The organism is Candidatus Pelagibacter sp. PS_44, assembly GCF_059417735.1.
Map to the genome: position 1 here is coordinate 249,152 of NZ_CM182063.1, position 16,030 is coordinate 265,181.

Annotated in this window: 16 protein-coding genes; 11 read left to right on the plus strand and 5 right to left on the minus strand. The window is 29.8% G+C overall.

The annotated features are described in order from the left end of the window. Positions 1 to 10: 10 nt before the first annotated feature. Complete coding sequence (locus tag AC5SLO_RS01320; protein ID WP_494573409.1) at positions 11 to 760, minus strand: putative zinc-binding metallopeptidase; 750 nt, start codon at positions 758 to 760, stop codon at positions 11 to 13. A 55-nt stretch (positions 761 to 815) separates the two neighbouring features. Here AC5SLO_RS01320 and speB point away from each other — a divergent pair, with 55 nt between their 5' ends. The 3 genes from speB to AC5SLO_RS01335 all read left to right on the plus strand — a co-directional run bounded on the left by speB (position 816) and on the right by AC5SLO_RS01335 (position 4,870). Then, positions 816 to 1,781, plus strand: coding sequence for an agmatinase (speB, locus tag AC5SLO_RS01325; RefSeq protein WP_494573410.1), 966 nt, complete (start codon positions 816 to 818; stop codon positions 1,779 to 1,781). A gap of 13 nt (positions 1,782 to 1,794) precedes the next feature. After that, positions 1,795 to 3,231, plus strand: coding sequence for an aldehyde dehydrogenase family protein (locus tag AC5SLO_RS01330; protein ID WP_494573411.1), 1,437 nt, complete (start codon positions 1,795 to 1,797; stop codon positions 3,229 to 3,231). A 190-nt stretch (positions 3,232 to 3,421) separates the two neighbouring features. Further along, entirely contained in the window at positions 3,422 to 4,870 is a 1,449-nt protein-coding gene (locus tag AC5SLO_RS01335) for an NCS1 family nucleobase:cation symporter-1 (protein WP_494573412.1), read from the plus strand. A 46-nt stretch (positions 4,871 to 4,916) separates the two neighbouring features. Here the strand turns inward: AC5SLO_RS01335 and AC5SLO_RS01340 are convergent, their stop codons facing one another. Genes AC5SLO_RS01340 through argE form a run of 4 tightly spaced genes read right to left on the minus strand, consistent with a single transcriptional unit; the run spans position 4,917 to position 8,534 of the window. After that, a complete protein-coding gene (locus AC5SLO_RS01340; RefSeq protein WP_494573413.1) occupies positions 4,917 to 5,420 on the minus strand; it encodes an ureidoglycolate lyase in 504 nt (167 codons plus the stop codon). Further along, the gene (alc, locus tag AC5SLO_RS01345) at positions 5,417 to 6,403 is read right to left on the minus strand and encodes an allantoicase (RefSeq protein ID WP_494573414.1); all 987 of its coding nucleotides are present in this window, start codon (positions 6,401 to 6,403) and stop codon (positions 5,417 to 5,419) included. Before alc ends, AC5SLO_RS01340 begins: the two co-directional genes overlap by 4 nt. Before the next feature lie 2 nt (positions 6,404 to 6,405). Further along, positions 6,406 to 7,305 carry an allantoinase PuuE gene (puuE, locus tag AC5SLO_RS01350; RefSeq protein WP_494573415.1) on the minus strand — a complete coding sequence of 300 codons (900 nt, stop codon included), beginning with the start codon at positions 7,303 to 7,305 and terminating at the stop codon, positions 6,406 to 6,408. A gap of 38 nt (positions 7,306 to 7,343) precedes the next feature. Further along, the gene (argE, locus tag AC5SLO_RS01355) at positions 7,344 to 8,534 is read right to left on the minus strand and encodes an acetylornithine deacetylase (RefSeq protein WP_494573416.1); all 1,191 of its coding nucleotides are present in this window, start codon (positions 8,532 to 8,534) and stop codon (positions 7,344 to 7,346) included. 27 nt (positions 8,535 to 8,561) lie between these two features. Between argE and AC5SLO_RS01360 the strand changes: the two genes are divergently transcribed. The 8 genes from AC5SLO_RS01360 to AC5SLO_RS01395 are packed head-to-tail and all read left to right on the plus strand — an operon-like array spanning position 8,562 to position 16,023. Further along, on the plus strand, positions 8,562 to 8,903 hold the full coding sequence (locus AC5SLO_RS01360) for a tRNA-binding protein (RefSeq protein WP_494573417.1): 342 nt from the start codon (positions 8,562 to 8,564) through the stop codon (positions 8,901 to 8,903). Positions 8,904 to 8,909: 6 nt separating this feature from the next. Further along, entirely contained in the window at positions 8,910 to 9,500 is a 591-nt protein-coding gene (locus AC5SLO_RS01365; RefSeq protein WP_494573418.1) for a LysE family translocator, read from the plus strand. Between the two features lie 6 nt (positions 9,501 to 9,506). Next, positions 9,507 to 12,176, plus strand: coding sequence for an aconitate hydratase AcnA (acnA, locus tag AC5SLO_RS01370; RefSeq protein ID WP_494573419.1), 2,670 nt, complete (start codon positions 9,507 to 9,509; stop codon positions 12,174 to 12,176). A gap of 1 nt (position 12,177) precedes the next feature. Beyond that, the gene (locus tag AC5SLO_RS01375; RefSeq protein ID WP_494573420.1) at positions 12,178 to 12,822 is read left to right on the plus strand and encodes a hypothetical protein; all 645 of its coding nucleotides are present in this window, start codon (positions 12,178 to 12,180) and stop codon (positions 12,820 to 12,822) included. Continuing rightward, positions 12,815 to 14,116, plus strand: coding sequence for a PQQ-binding-like beta-propeller repeat protein (locus tag AC5SLO_RS01380; protein WP_494573421.1), 1,302 nt, complete (start codon positions 12,815 to 12,817; stop codon positions 14,114 to 14,116). The genes AC5SLO_RS01375 and AC5SLO_RS01380 overlap by 8 nt, the downstream gene beginning before the upstream one ends. A 1-nt stretch (position 14,117) precedes the next feature. Beyond that, the gene (locus AC5SLO_RS01385; RefSeq protein ID WP_494573422.1) at positions 14,118 to 14,549 is read left to right on the plus strand and encodes a hypothetical protein; all 432 of its coding nucleotides are present in this window, start codon (positions 14,118 to 14,120) and stop codon (positions 14,547 to 14,549) included. After that, positions 14,549 to 15,604 carry a cell division protein ZapE gene (gene zapE, locus AC5SLO_RS01390; RefSeq protein WP_494573423.1) on the plus strand — a complete coding sequence of 352 codons (1,056 nt, stop codon included), beginning with the start codon at positions 14,549 to 14,551 and terminating at the stop codon, positions 15,602 to 15,604. Before AC5SLO_RS01385 ends, zapE begins: the two co-directional genes overlap by 1 nt. Continuing rightward, positions 15,604 to 16,023 carry a secondary thiamine-phosphate synthase enzyme YjbQ gene (locus tag AC5SLO_RS01395; RefSeq protein WP_494573424.1) on the plus strand — a complete coding sequence of 140 codons (420 nt, stop codon included), beginning with the start codon at positions 15,604 to 15,606 and terminating at the stop codon, positions 16,021 to 16,023. Before zapE ends, AC5SLO_RS01395 begins: the two co-directional genes overlap by 1 nt. Positions 16,024 to 16,030 lie beyond the last annotated feature (7 nt).

The window sequence follows — 16,030 nt, forward strand, 5'->3', positions numbered from 1 at the left end:
CCACACTTGTTTAAAATTCTTCTGAAAATTTAAAATCTTTATAAATTTTTAATAGCCTATATTTTATAAATTCAACTTTATTTTTTAAAATACTGTCTGCATCATTAATTTCTTTTAATTTTTTTGGACTTAAAGTCATTATATGAGAAAATGTTTCTGCCATGTCTTCAGAGGGTGTAGATTGAGAATATTCAGTAAAAAAACCATTTGTATTTGTATAAGTATTTAATCCAAGTTTTTTAGTGCAAGTAGAACAATCTGCATATTTAAAATTTTTATTATTAAATTTAACCCACTCATCTTCATTAAAAATTTCTTTAAAATTATCATTAATTATATGAAAAACCTCATGATGAATTGTTCTATTAAAATACTTTTCATTAAATTTGATGTCCAATATCAAAGTCTTCATAATGTTATCTGGTATCCCAGCAGTATTAATTCCAGAAATTGATAAATTTTCACACATGACTACATATCTTAAGTTTATTTTTTTTAAAAAATTTTTTGAGTATCTATTAAGGTTATAACTAATTAAATCAAATTTTTTGTTATAATCTTCTTTGGTAGAGTTCATGCAAACAATATTTTTTTTAACTCCTAATCTAAACGAGCTTGAAGCATATAAATATCTAAGCTGATTTTTTTTATCGATTTGATAAAGTTCTAAGTTAGGTATCTTAATCAGATTATAGATAGTATTTGCTTTTAATGGTGTAATAAAAAAAATTATTAATAAAATTACTTTAAATAGCTTCATAAATATTAATATAGAAGATATTCCAAATTCAAAGAATGTGGTACATTTTATTTAGATGAAAAAAGAAAAAAATAAAAACCCTGTTCAGCCAGTTAGTGGAACTAAAGTACCAAGATTTGCTGGACCTTCCACCTTCGCAAGGCTGCCAGAATTAAGAGATGTCAAAGATTGTGATGTAGCTATCGTTGGAATACCTTTTGATGCTGGTACAAGTTATAGGCCTGGAGCTAGATTTGGACCCATGAGCATTAGACAGGCATCACGACATTTAAGAACTAATTATCATCCAAGTTATGATGTTGAGCCATTCAAAGTTCAGCAGGTAGCAGATGCTGGAGATATAACTTGTAATCCATTTAATATTGATGAGGCCATTAAACAAATAGAAGAAGGAGCGACAGAGCTTTTAAAAAAAGTTGGTGGTATAATAAGTTTAGGTGGAGATCACACAATTGCACTTCCGCTTTTAAGAGCTATTAATAAAGAAAATAACGGACCAGTTGCACTAGTTCATTTTGATGCTCATTTAGATACTTGGGATACATATTTTGGAGCACCTTACACTCACGGAACACCATTTAGACGAGCTCGTGAAGAAAATTTATTTCTTGATGATGCATCTATGCATGTAGGGATCAGGGGTCCTCTTTATAGCAGAAATGATATTAAAAATGATGAAGAGTTTGGTTTTAAGATTATTCATTGTGATGATTTTCAAACACAAGGAACAGATAAAATTGCAGAAAGAATACGACAAAGAGTAGGAGATAATCCACTGTATCTTTCAATCGATATAGATGTTTTAGATCCAGCTTTTGCTCCAGGAACTGGAACACCTGAAATTGCAGGAATGACTACAAGAGAAATGGTTAATGTTATAAGAGGTTTGTCAGGTTTAAATTTAATATCTGCAGATGTAGTTGAAGTTTCACCAGCATATGATCATGCAGAAGTTACATCATTAGCTGCTGCAACAATTGTTTATGAGCTAACTAATTTATTTGCAAAAACTAAAAGATAAGGTACTTTTTAAAATGCTAGATAAACGAAATTTTTATATTAATGGAAAATGGGTTGCTCCAAAAAAACAAAATGATTTTAAAGTAATTGATCCCTCAACCGAAAAAGAATGTGCAGTAATATCTCTTGCGGGAGCTGAAGATGTGAATGAAGCAGTAAGTGCTGCAACAAAAGCTTTTCAAACTTGGGCGTTCTCTTCTAAGGAAGAAAGAATAAAATATTTAGAAGCACTATATGATGTTTATAAAAAAAGATGGAATGATATGGCGCAAGCTATTTCTCTTGAAATGGGAGCTCCTATTGATTTTTCAACGCAATTACAGGCTGGAACTGGAGCAAGCCATATCAAATCTTATATTAAAGTATTGAAAGAATATACATTTGAAGCAAAATTAGGAGAGCATGCCCTTAATAATAATATTTTACATGAGCCAAAAGGAGTTTGTGCATTAATCACACCATGGAATTGGCCAATGAATCAGGTTTGTCTAAAAGTAATCCCAGCCATTGCTGCTGGTTGCACAATGGTTCTTAAGCCTTCTGAAATAGCACCACTATCATCTATGATTTTAGCAGAAATGATTGATGAAATTAAATTACCAAAGGGTATATTTAATCTGGTTAATGGGGATGGAGCAGTTGCTGGCAATACATTAACAAGTCATCCCGATGTTAATATGATTTCATTTACAGGATCTACTAGAGCCGGTGCTTTAATTTCTGAAAATGCAGCAAAAGATTTTAAAAGAGTTAGTTTAGAGCTTGGAGGAAAAGGTGCTAACATTATATTTAAAGATGCTGATGCTGAAGCGGTTGAAAGAGGAGCGCTTAGATGTTTTAGAAATACAGGACAATCTTGTAATGCCCCAACAAGAATGTTGGTAGAAAAATCAATGTATGATGAAGCAGTTGAAAGAGTTAAGAATTTTGCTAATTCTATGAAAGTTGATGTTGCTAATAAAGAAGGGGATCACATAGGACCTGTAGTTTCAAAAACCCAATTTGATAAAATCCAATCATTAATCCAAGTTGGAATAGATGAAGGAGCCAAAGTAGTTGCTGGTGGATTAGGTAAACCTGAGGGTTTAAATAAAGGTTATTTTGTAAAACCTACAGCATTTGCAGATGTTAATAATCAAATGCAAATTGCAAGAACAGAAATCTTTGGACCCGTGTTATGTATAATTCCTTTTGAGACAGAGGAAGAAGCAATTGCAATTGCAAATGACACACCCTATGGTTTATTAAATTTTATTCAAACTCAAGATCAAGAAAAAGCGAATAGAGTTGCTAGAAAATTAAGATCAGGAATGGTTGATATTAATGGAGCTGGTTTAGCACCAGATGCTCCATTTGGTGGTTATAAACATTCAGGCATTGGTCGTGAAGCTGGTAAATTAGGCCTAGAAGAGTATCTTGAGGTTAAAGTTGTTAGTGGTTGGAACGATTAATCCAATTTATGTTGCTGTTCATAATAGGTTTTCTGCAATTCAATAAGCCCTATATTTATTAGTTAATTTTCTAACCTAGAAGTTGTATCGCTTTATACTTTACAGAACATAAATAATCCATAATGTCGCAGGTAGTGTTACCATAACTTGATAGTTAATAAGAGTAACAAAAATAAAAGGGAGAAATAATATGGGTAGATCGTCAAAACTCTACAACTCAGATTTAGCTCCAACTCCAAGCAATAAAAAAAATTGGGGATGGTTCGAAATCTTTAATGTCTGGGCTAATGATGTTCAAAGTTTATTTGGTTATACTTTGGCAGCATCTTTGTTTTTAGCGTCAGGACTAAATGGTTGGGCTGTATTTGCTGCATTAATTCTAGCAGGATTTTTTATAATGTGGCTAGTAAACTTATCAGGTAAACCAAGTGTAAAACATGGAATTCCATATCCAGTATTCGCTCGTGTTAGTATGGGTGTCTTTGGAGCAAACTTTCCAGCAATGGCCAGAGGTCTTGTTGCAATGTTTTGGTATGGAGCACAAACTTATGCAGCATCAACAGCTGTAGCACTTTTAATTACAGGTATTACTGGAAACGCAGGTACAGAAATGTTCTTAGGAATGACAGGTGTAATGTGGGTGTCATTTATATTTGTGTCTGGATTCCAAGTTTATTTATTTTGGCAAGGTGTAGATCTTATCAAAAAATTCTTAAACTTTGCTGGACCAGCCGTTTACGTTGTGATGATTGTTTTAATGTTAGTTATATGGGCTAAAGCTGGTGGCGGACTTTTTTCAGAAGTAGGAACTATATTTTCTGGGGGAGAACGAACTGGTGGTTTTGAAGGCTTAGGATCATTTGGAGCATTCATAGCTGTATTTTCAATTATGGTTGGATATTTTGCTGCAGTAGTTATTAACTTCGGTGATTTCGCTAGATTTGTTAAAAATGAAGAAGAAATGAGAAAAGGAAATCTATGGGGATTAGTAGGTAACGTGATCTTATTCTCTTTTATTACTTTAATGATCACAGGTGGAACAATCGCAATTTTTGGTGAATATGTTGCAAGCCCAACTGAGATGGTAGCTAAAGTAGACAACTTAGGATTAACAATTATTGCTGCATTTGCATTTTTTGCAGCGACAGTTGGTATCAATATGGTTGCGAACTTTATACCTCCAGCTTATGACTTGGCTAATTTAATGCCAGATAAGATAAATTTCAAAACAGGTGGATTAATTACTGCTGGTTTTGGATTTATTATAGGTGGAATGTGGGTTGCTGTTATTACTCAAATGGGTTTATTTCCATTTGTTAATACACTAGGAGCAATTCTTGCACCTGTATTTGGTATAATGATTGTAGACTACTATATCATCAAAAAAGAAAAATTAGATGTTGATGCTTTGTTTGATGCTAGCCCTAGTGGGAAGTATCACTACAATGGTGGTTTTAACTACAAAGGAATGTTAGCGTGGATACTTTCAGGTTACATTGCTGTTGGTACTGTTTGGCCAAACATTTTAATTTTAGGTTTAGATGATTTCTTCGCTAACTTAGGCGGCGGCGGGGGATATGCATGGATAATTGGAGCATCATTAGGTGCCATAGTCCATCTAGCTATATCTAAAAGATAATTAAATTTATAACTAAAAGCCCATCAATTCATTGGTGGGCTTTTTTTTATATTTTAAATTCTAAAGTGATATTTTCTTTATTTAAATCATGAAGAACTAGATTGTCACCTTCACCTTTTCTATCAACAACCAAAAAATTCATATCCTCAGTTGCAATTAAAGGAAAATGCCAAATGCCAGCATTATAATTTACTCCAATTCCGTTTGGAATAATAAAAGCCTCCACTTTATTTAAATCAGGCTTATCACCTTCAGGAGCAACAAAAGCTAAAAATATTGTTTCTTTCATTGGGATAAAGGCTTGGCTACCAAGTGGATGTTTTTCCATCATATCAACCTTCATAGGAAAAGATCTTTTTAAAGCTGAAAAAATACTAATTATAGACTCTCCACCATCTTTCTTTGCATCCAGGTTAGCTATTCCATCATATCGTTTTGCGTAACCATCATTTATTTCTAAAGGCTTAATATCATCTGTTGTGATCATATCTCCAAATTTTTTAAAATTTTCTTTATTAATAGGTTTGGGTTTGATTGCTAAGTTGGTCATACATTCTTTCCATATATTCTAAATCGAGATATCCCACCATCTGGAAAAATATTAATTTTTATAAAATTAATTTTATCTTTTTTCATTAGATTATTTTTAAAAATATGTAATTTATTAGAGGATAATTTTGCATCTTTTAATAAATATTTCCATTTGACTGAAGAATTTACAATTTGTTTAGAGCCTTTTATTGTTGGTAAATAAGCAGCTTGTAAAGAGCAATAGCTTGGAAAGTTTCCTTTAAAGTGATGAGTAGAAATTTCAATTTTATCAATTTCTTTTCCATCTAAAGAATTTAATATTAGCCAATCAAATCCTGGACCACGTCTTCTCCTCGTTTCCCATCCATCTCCCATATTTTTAGCTTTACCAGGGGCTAAAATATTTTCAGCTTTACCAAAGTGTTCATTGTTACAAGCAATAACAGAGGCACCATCTAATAGTGATGCAAGATTTGTTTTTTTATTTTTAAATTTATTAGATTTAGCAATTGAACCAAATAACCTCAATCGAGCAACCCCACCATCAGGAAAAATATTAAATTTTATATGTGTAAATTTTTTTTTACTATTTGTGGTAAAGAAGTGATGGCTATTGGCTTTAATTTTTTTCTTAGAAAGTAATGGTTCCCACTTTAATTGACTTATTTTATTTGAACTTGAGCTTGTTCCTTCAATAGAAATCATTGCTGGCTGATTTCCATTAAAATGAGATGTATCAACATCAACTTTTTTAATAGAACCAGGTTTTCCTAATTTTAAAATTATATAATCATGCCCCTTAATTCTTTTTCTTCTAGATTCCCATCCATCCATCCATTTACCATTTTTATCAAACAATCCATCTTTAAAAATTGCTGGTAAAGGACTAATAATTCTATTTGCTGAAGCAAAAAAATCATCAGTTTTAAATATAACCTTAGTTCCCAATCTAGGTTGGGCTAAATCGATAAGACCATTTGTAAAAATAATTTTTTTTGACATTATTAAGAATAGTTTTTAATCCAATGTTTGGCTATATCAATTCTTTTACATATCCATACATCTTCATGTTTAAGAATATAATCTAGAAATTTCTTTAAAGATTGAACTCTTCCAGGCTTTCCAATTAATCTACAGTGTAATCCTACTGACATCATTTTAGGGTTTGTTTTTCCTTCCTCGTATAAAACATCAAAGCTATCTTTTAGATAAGAAAAAAAATGATCACCTGTATTAAACCCTTGATTGGTAGCAAATCGCATATCGTTATTATCTAGAGTATAAGGAATGATTAATTGTTTTTTCTTATTTCTAGTTTCCCAGTATGGTAAGTCGTCACTATAAGAGTCACTGTCATATAAAAAACCACCATCTTCCATAACTAAGTCTCTAGTATTGGGGCTACATCTACCGGTATACCAACCATTAGGTCTTTCCCCAAAAATTTTTGTATGAGCTTGAATGGCAAGTTTCATATGTTTTTTTTCTTCTGCTTTTTTAATATTTTGATAGTCAATCCATCTCCACCCGTGAGATGCAACCTCATAATCAGCTTTTATTATAGCATTACAAACTTCAGGATTTTTTTCTAAAGCCATACCGACTCCAAAAACCGTTATAGGAATTTTCTTTTCTTGAAACAGTTTATGCAATCTCCAAAATCCTGCTCTTGAACCGTACTCATAAAGAGACTCCATATTTATATGTCTACCTTTGATAGGTTGAGCACCAATGATTTCTGATAAGAAAATTTCTGAGTTATTGTCACCATTTAAAACACAATTTTCAGCACCTTCTTCATAATTTAAAACTATTTGAACAGCTATACGTGCGTTATTAGGCCACTTAATCTTTTGATCTTTGGAACCATACCCAATCATATCTCTTGGATCTTTTTTAGACATAAAAAATTATAATTTACTTTGTATTGTTTAACAATTTATTAATTTGAAACTGACTCTGCTTTGATGCCATCAAGCAAGTTTAAACATTTTTTAAGCTCATCCAAAACAATGAACTCATCAATTTTATGAGCTTGATCAATTGATCCTGGACCACAAACAACAGTACTAATCCCAATTTCTTGAAATAAACCTGCTTCAGTTCCAAATGAAACAACTTGTCTAGAATTATCACCTGTTAAACTCGAAATTAATTCACAAGCATCTGACTTGTCTAGTCTATCAAACCCAACTATTTCACCAATAATATCTTTTTCAATTGAAGCATTAGGAAAAATTTTTTTCATTTCGGGTAATAACACCTCATTTGCATATTTGTCGATTTCTTGGTTTAAAAATACACCATCTTCTTTAACAACTGGTCGTGTTTCCCAATTAACATGACATTTGTCTGCTATTACATTATGAGCAATACCACCAAACACACCACCAATAGAAAGAGTGGAGTGAGGTGGGTCAAAAATAGAGTCTTTTGGTGCTCTACTTTTAAGTTTCTCTCTAAGTTCAATTAATTTATTTACATATCTTGATGCATATTCAACGGCACTTACACCCTTATGAGGTGCTGAGCTATGTCCTGCTAAACCTTTAAAGTAAGTTGTGTATTCATAACACCCCTTATGAGCATCAATAATTTTCATGTTAGTTGGTTCACCAATAATGCAAATACCATCTTTAATATCTCTTTTTTTCAATTCTTCTATTAGTATAGGTGCACCCTGGCATGCTGTTTCTTCATCAAATGTAAACGAGAAATGAATATCTCTATCTAAATTTGATTTAGAGTAAATAGGAGCATAAGCTAAAGTACAAGCAATAAAACCTTTCATATCACATGAACCTCTACCATATAATTTATCACCTTTAATAGTTGCTATAAAAGGATCAGAACTCCAACCTTTTGAAACTGGAACAACATCAGTATGGCCTGATAATATAATTGGTTTTTTATTATTTGAATTTTTAGCTTTTAGCGTAGCGAATAAGTTTACTCTTTTCTTTTCATCATCATAAGTTTTAAAAGAAGTAGCACCTAACTTTTTTAAGATACCATCACAATAATCAATTAATGAGCTATTATCTTCTCCTGAAATAGTTTTAAAAGCTATTAAGTCTGTTAAAATTTGAACTGAATTATTATACAATAGTTCTGAATTATTTTCTGTACTCATATTTATCAACCATTATATATTAAATATATGAAAGAACAAATCACCTATAATGACTTTGATAAAATAGATATTAGAGTTGGAACTGTAATTTCTGTAAAAAAAAATGAAAAAGCACGTAAACCTTCCTTAGTTATTGAAGTAGATTTTGGTAATGAAATTGGAATTAAACAGTCTTCAGCTCAAATTACCCATTATTATAATGAGGAAAATTTAAAAGGAAAACAAGTTGTGGGTATTTGTAATTTTCCTGAGAAAAATATTGCAGGAATTATTTCACAAGTTCTTATTTTAGGTTCAATTGATAAAGAAGGAAAAGTTATATTACTTCATCCATCTCAAGAATCTGAAAACGGTCTTTCGATAGCTTAATTTTTTATGCACCCAGAATTATTATTATTAATAGGAATTTCTTTATCATTGGGATTTACACCAGGACCAAATAATGCTGTTGCTGCATATTCAGGCTTTAATTTTGGTATCAGAAAAACTTTACCATTAATCTTAGGAGTTGGTTTTGGTTATACAACTTTAATTATATTGATTAATTTTGTTTTAATATCAACTTTCAAAAATTATCCAATCATTCAGGAAGTCATCAGAGTTCTTGGGACAGTTTTTTTAATTTATCTAGCTTATAAAATCTCATTTTCAAAAGTATCTTCAGATGGAAGAACAGAAAATCCAGTAAAGTTTTTAGATAAATTTATCTTTCAGTTTATAAATCCAAAAGGAGTAATGGCTGGAGTTACATTGAGTTCAAATTTTGTAGAACAAGGGGAAAACTATTTGAATCACTCTATTTGGGTAATTGTAGTTTGTAGTGTAACAGCATTTTTAAGTATCACTTCGTGGACATTTTTAGGTAAGTTTTTAAGGAAATTTGCTACAAATAATAATTTTATTAAACGATTTAATTATGCTATGTCATTGCTACTTATCGTTTGTATAATAGGGTTCTACATCTAAAACTAAATGAAACCAGGAAACAAAAACTCATATAACTCATTAAAATCTATCAGTATAAATGACACTGAATACAAATATTATTCTTTATTAGAGGCAGAAAAAAATGGCTTAGATGGAATTTCAAAACTTCCAAAATCCCTTAAAGTCTTATTAGAAAATTTATTAAGATACGAAGATGATCTATCAGTTACTAAAAGCCAAATAGAAGCAATTAAAGAATGGTTAAAAACAAAAAAATCATTAACTGAAATAGCTTATAGACCAGCTAGAGTTTTGTTACAGGATTATACGGGAATACCAGCTGTAGCAGATCTAGCTGCTATGAGAGAGGCTGTAAAAGAAAAAAATAGAGATCCAAATTCTATTAATCCTTTGTCAGCGGTAGATTTAGTTATTGATCACTCTGTACAAGTAGACAAATCTGCTAAATCAGATTCTTTTGAAAAGAATGTTGATATAGAATTTGAAAGAAATGGAGAACGATATTCATTTCTAAAATGGGGTCAGCAGGCGTTTAATAATTTTAGGATTGTTCCTCCTGGAACAGGAATCTGTCACCAGGTTAATTTAGAATACCTATCTAAAGTAGTGTGGTCTGAAAAATTTAATGAAGAGGATTATCTATTTCCTGATACCTTAGTTGGTACAGATAGCCACACGACAATGGTTAATGGATTGTCAGTGCTTGGATGGGGTGTAGGAGGCATTGAAGCAGAAGCTGGAATGTTAGGTCAGCCAATTTCAATGTTAATTCCTGAAGTAATAGGCTTTGAAGTTAAAAATAAAATGCCAGAGGGCACCACTGCTACTGATTTAGTATTAACAGTTGTAAAGATGTTAAGAGATAAAGGAGTTGTTGGAAAATTTGTTGAATTTTATGGTGAGGGTTTAAAAAATTTAACACTTGCTGATAGAGCAACAATTGCAAACATGGCGCCAGAGTATGGCGCAACTTGTGGATTTTTTCCCATTGATAATGAAACATTAAAATATTTAAGATTTTCTGGAAGAGATGAAGCAACCGTAAAAATTGTTGAAGTTTATGCTAAAGAACAAGGTTTATGGGCAAGTGAGGGTATAGAATTTACAGATACTATTTCTTTAGATATGTCTACAGTTGTACCCACAATTTCAGGGCCCAAGAGACCTCAAGATAAAGTTTTGCTTACAAATGCTTCTGTTGAATTTAAAAAAGTTTTTAAAGATGCCACTCAAAGAAATAAACAAAGTGTTTCAAAAGTTGAAAATACAGATTATGAAATTAAAGATGGATCAATATTAATTGCTGCCATAACATCCTGCACCAATACATCAAATCCTAATGTTTTAATTGGTGCTGGTCTTTTAGCTAAAAAAGCTGTTGAATTAGGCTTAACAACTAAACCTTGGGTCAAAACATCTTTAGCCCCAGGTTCACAAGTTGTAACTGATTATTTAGAAAAAGCTGGCCTGAATATATTTTTAGATAAACTTGGATTTAATTTAGTGGGCTATGGGTGTACAACATGCATAGGAAATTCTGGTCCTCTACCTGAAAATATTACAGACGCTATTCAAAAAGAAAATTTATATGCTGTATCTGTATTATCAGGAAATAGAAATTTTGAGGGAAGAATATCTCCTCATATCAAAGCTAATTATCTAGCTTCTCCACCTCTTGTAGTAGCTTATGCATTAGCAGGTCATATGGAATTTGATTTATACAAAGACCCTTTAGGAAAAGATAAAGATGGAAAAGATATTTTTTTAAAAGATATTTGGCCTTCAAATAAAGAAATTGAAGAAACATTAAGAGATGCACTTAATGCTGACATGTTTATTAAAAGATATTCTAATGTCTCAGAAGGACCTAAACAGTGGCAAGAAATTAAAACAGAAAACACAAGTATATATAATTGGGATGACACTTCTACTTATGTAAAAAAACCACCTTTCTTTGAAAATTTATCTGATACACCAGAGGGCTTTAAACCAATCAAGGATGCAAGACTACTTTTAATTTTAGGTGACATGGTAACGACTGACCATATTTCGCCAGCAGGAAATATTCAAAAAGAAAGTCCAACAGGTGAATATTTTATGGAACATCAAATACAACCGAAAGATTATAATTCTTATGGTTCGAGAAGAGGAAATCACGAGGTTATGATGAGAGGAACATTTGCAAATATTAGAATTAGAAATGAAATGGCTCCTGGAACAGAAGGAGGTTTTACTAAATTATATCCAGAAGATAAAGTTATGCCAATTTACAATGCAGTTGAAGAATATAAAAAAAGAGGTGTAGATTTAGTTGTTATAGGTGGCAAGGAATATGGAACAGGTTCTTCAAGAGACTGGGCGGCAAAAGGAACAAAACTATTAGGTGTAAAAGCAGTTATTGCAGAAAGTTTTGAAAGAATTCATAGATCAAATTTAATTGGAATGGGTGTTTTACCGCTTCAGTTTACAGAGGGAAACAATAGAACCAACTTAAATTTAATTGGTTCTGAATTGATTACTGTTTTAGAAATACAAGATGGAGTGAATCCTTCTGACCATATTAGTATAGAGATAAAATATGCAAATGGAGATATAAAAAAAATTAAAACTCTTTGTAGAATTGATACAAAGAACGAATTAGAATATTATAAGCATGGTGGTATTCTTCAATTTGTTTTAAGAAATATGATTTAATATGGATGAAGAAATTTCAATAATCGACTCAAACACGAGAAATGAAAAGATTAAAAACTTTTTAACAAATAATAAAAAAAAAATAATCTCATCAGTATTAATTTTAGTTATTTTGGTAATTAGCATTTATTCAATTGATACCTATAAAAAACAAGCCAAACTCAAGTTGGCTGATAAATATAATTTTGCTGTAATAAATTTTAAACCTGAAAATTCTCAAAAAATAATAGAAGACTTAACTGAAATAGTGAAAGCGAATGACACTACCTATTCACCACTGGCATTATACTTTTTAATAGATAATAGTTTAATTGAAAACCAAGAAGAAATTAATCTGTTATTTGATGAGGTAATTAACAAAACGAAGCTTGATAAAGAAATAAAAAATCTAAATATTTATAAAAAGGGGCTATTTAATTCAAACTTTGTATCAGAGAATGAATTATTAATTATTTTAAATCCTTTAATTAACTCAGAGAGCATATGGAAATCACATGCTTTATATTTGATTGCTGAATATTTTTATTCAAAAGATGAAAAGCAAAAAGCAAAAGAATTTTTTAATCAGATACTAAGCCTTCCTCAAGTTAATAACGACATCAAAACAGCATCACAAAAAAGAATAAATAGAGATTTAAGTGAGTAAAAATTTTACAATATTATTAATTTTTATCTTTATCACCAATTGCTCATTTCATAAAAACTCAGAATTTTGGAATAAACAAAAAATTGAAGAAGAAACAAAAGAAAATCTAACAGAAATTTTTAAAAAAGAAGAAACGCTTAATTTTGAATTTAATCCCGCTTTGAAAATTGAGTTAGACTCAAGAGCTGTAAATAATAGTGTTTTAAATAGTTTAGATAATAATCATGGAAAAATTGATTTTGATGGCAAACTTGAAAATATTTCTAAATATAAATTCAAAAAAATTAAAAATTTTTTTGAATATGAATCAGAAATTACATTTAACCAAGAAAATGTCATTTTTTTTGATAACGAAGGATCTATTTTAAGTTTTGATAAAAATTCTAATTTAAAATGGAAAAAAAACTATTATTTAAAATCTGAAAAAAAACAAAATCCATTTCTATTTTTTGGATACACCGATAGAATTTTAGTAATTGCAGACAATGTAGCGAAATTATATGCTATAAATATTAATACAGGTGAATTGCTTTGGGAAAAAAAAAATACCGCTCCATACAATTCACAAGTAAAAATTTATAAAGATAATATTTATGTGGTAGATTATGATAATACATTAAAAGCTTACTCTATAAATAATGGTGATGAGATTTGGTCAATAAAAACTCAAAAGTCATTTATAAGGTCACAAAAAAAATTATCATTAGCCATCAAAAATGAAAAAATTTATTTTAATAACTCTTTAGGCGATATTAGCTCAGTAGACATCAACAATGGTAATTTGATATGGCAAATACCAACACAAAGCAGTTTAGCATTTGATGCTGGTTTTTTCTTAAAGACATCTGATATTGTAGTAGAAAAAAATGCATTATTTTTTTCGAACAATCAAAATGAATTTTTTTCACTTGATGCTCAAACTGGTAATTTGAACTGGAAACAAGAAATAAACTCTAATTTAAGACCAGTAATAATTAATGATTTAATTTTTACTGTTACATTAGAGGGATATTTAGTAATTGTAAAAAAAAATAGTGGGAATATTGTAAGATCTAATTATTTACTTAATCAATTTAAAAAAAAGAAAAGACCTGATATTGAACCAACAGGATTTATTATTGGTAATAAAAACATTTATTTATCAAATAATATTGGGCGTCTATCAGTTATTGATATTGCAACTGGTGTAACAAGAAATATTTTGAAAATTGATAATAAGAAAATTTCAAGACCAGCTATATTTAATAAAAATTTATATATTATAAGTAATAACTCTATTATTAAATTAGATTAACATGTTTCTAAAGCTCCTTGAAATATTAGGAAAAAAAAAAGTTGTATTTGATAGAGGTCCTTCTCACCCGAAATATGATCAAGCAAAACCTTGGATGAATCGATATTATGTTTTGTTTAGACATCGTCCAAAATGGTTTCCATTTAATATTTTAATCCATGAAATGCTCGCAGATGATCATGGTGAAGGTGTGCATAATCACTTATGTCCATATATTACTATCATTCTTAGAGGTGGTTACTGGGAAACTACAAAAGAGGGTAAATTTTGGAGAAAACCAGGTTATATAGGATTTCGTTCAGCAAATGCCCATCATAGAGTAGACTTAAAAGAAGGCACAAAGCCTATGACAATATTTATTCCTGGTCCCTTTGGATTAAGAAAAGGGCCAAGATCAGAATATGGTATTGATTTTAAAACCAAAAAAAATTAATGGTAAACCAATTACAAAATTTTTTTATATCGCATTGTGATATTCAACAATTAGAAGTTAATTCAAATCAAATAGAAATTGTTAAGAAATTAGAACAATATTATAAAAAGAATTTTCAATCTTATTTTTCAAAATTATTTTCAAAAAAATCATCAAAAAAATGTTTTTATCTTTATGGTGATGTTGGTGTAGGTAAAACTATGATCTTAAATTTTTTCTTTGAGCATCTAAAAGAAAAAAAATTAAGACTGCACTTTAATGAGTTTATGTTAAATTTTCATAATTTTGTACATGAAAAAAAAGAAAAAGAAGAAGAAAATATAATCAATCATTTTGTAAAAAATCTAAAATTAAAAGCTTCATTAATTTATTTTGATGAATTTCAGGTAACAAATATAGTTGATGCTATGATTTTAGGAAAATTGTTTGATCAAATTTTTAAAGAAAATATTAAAATTATTGTAACTTCAAATACTAAAATCGATGAGTTATATAAAGATGGACTTCAAAGAGATCAATTTAACCCTTTTATTAAAATTATGGAACAGAAGTCAATTGAATGTGAGCTAAAAATTGAAGATGATTATAGAAAATCCAGTAATAATCAAAAACAAAGATATTTTTATCCACTTAATCAGGAAACCAACTTTAAGATTAATAAATTTTTTAGAACTATTACAAAAAATAAAAAACATTCTTTAAAAATAATTAATATTAAAGGTAGAGATTTTAAAATAGAAAATTTTTATGAAGGGGTTGTTAGATTTAATTTTAATGAGTTATGTGCTCAAAACTTAGGTGCAGAAGATTATTTGGAAATTATTAAAAATTGTAAATTTATTGTAATAGATCAAATACCACAATTTAATGATATAAATTCAAATCAACAACAACGTTTCATTACTTTACTAGATATAATTTATGATAAAAATATTCCAATTTCAGTTACAGCAAACCAAAGCCTGGATAAATTTGCCTCATCAAAATTATTAGAAAAACCATTCAAACGTACCATCAGTCGTCTATACGAATTAACATCCATGGAAAATAATTGATGAAACAAGAATTTTATAATCTTAAAATAAATACTGATGGTCAAAAATTATACGAATTTACTAACCTAACAATTGAATGGATTAATCAAAACAATTTTAAAAATGGGATGCTTAATTTAAGTATTCAGCACACCAGTGCATCTTTAATTGTACAAGAAAATGCTGATCCAGATGTTCAAACAGATCTAGTAAATTATTTCGATAAACTAGTTCCTATGGACAACAAATTATATATTCACACAGCTGAAGGAAAAGATGATATGCCCGCACACATTAAATCTACCTTAACTAATAATCAAATTGCCCTTAGTATTAAAGAAGGTGAATTATTGCTTGGAACTTGGCAGGGTTTATATCTATTTGAACACAGGTTAAATGCTCAAAATAGAACAATTATTCATCATTTTATTGGAGATTAATTTGTTA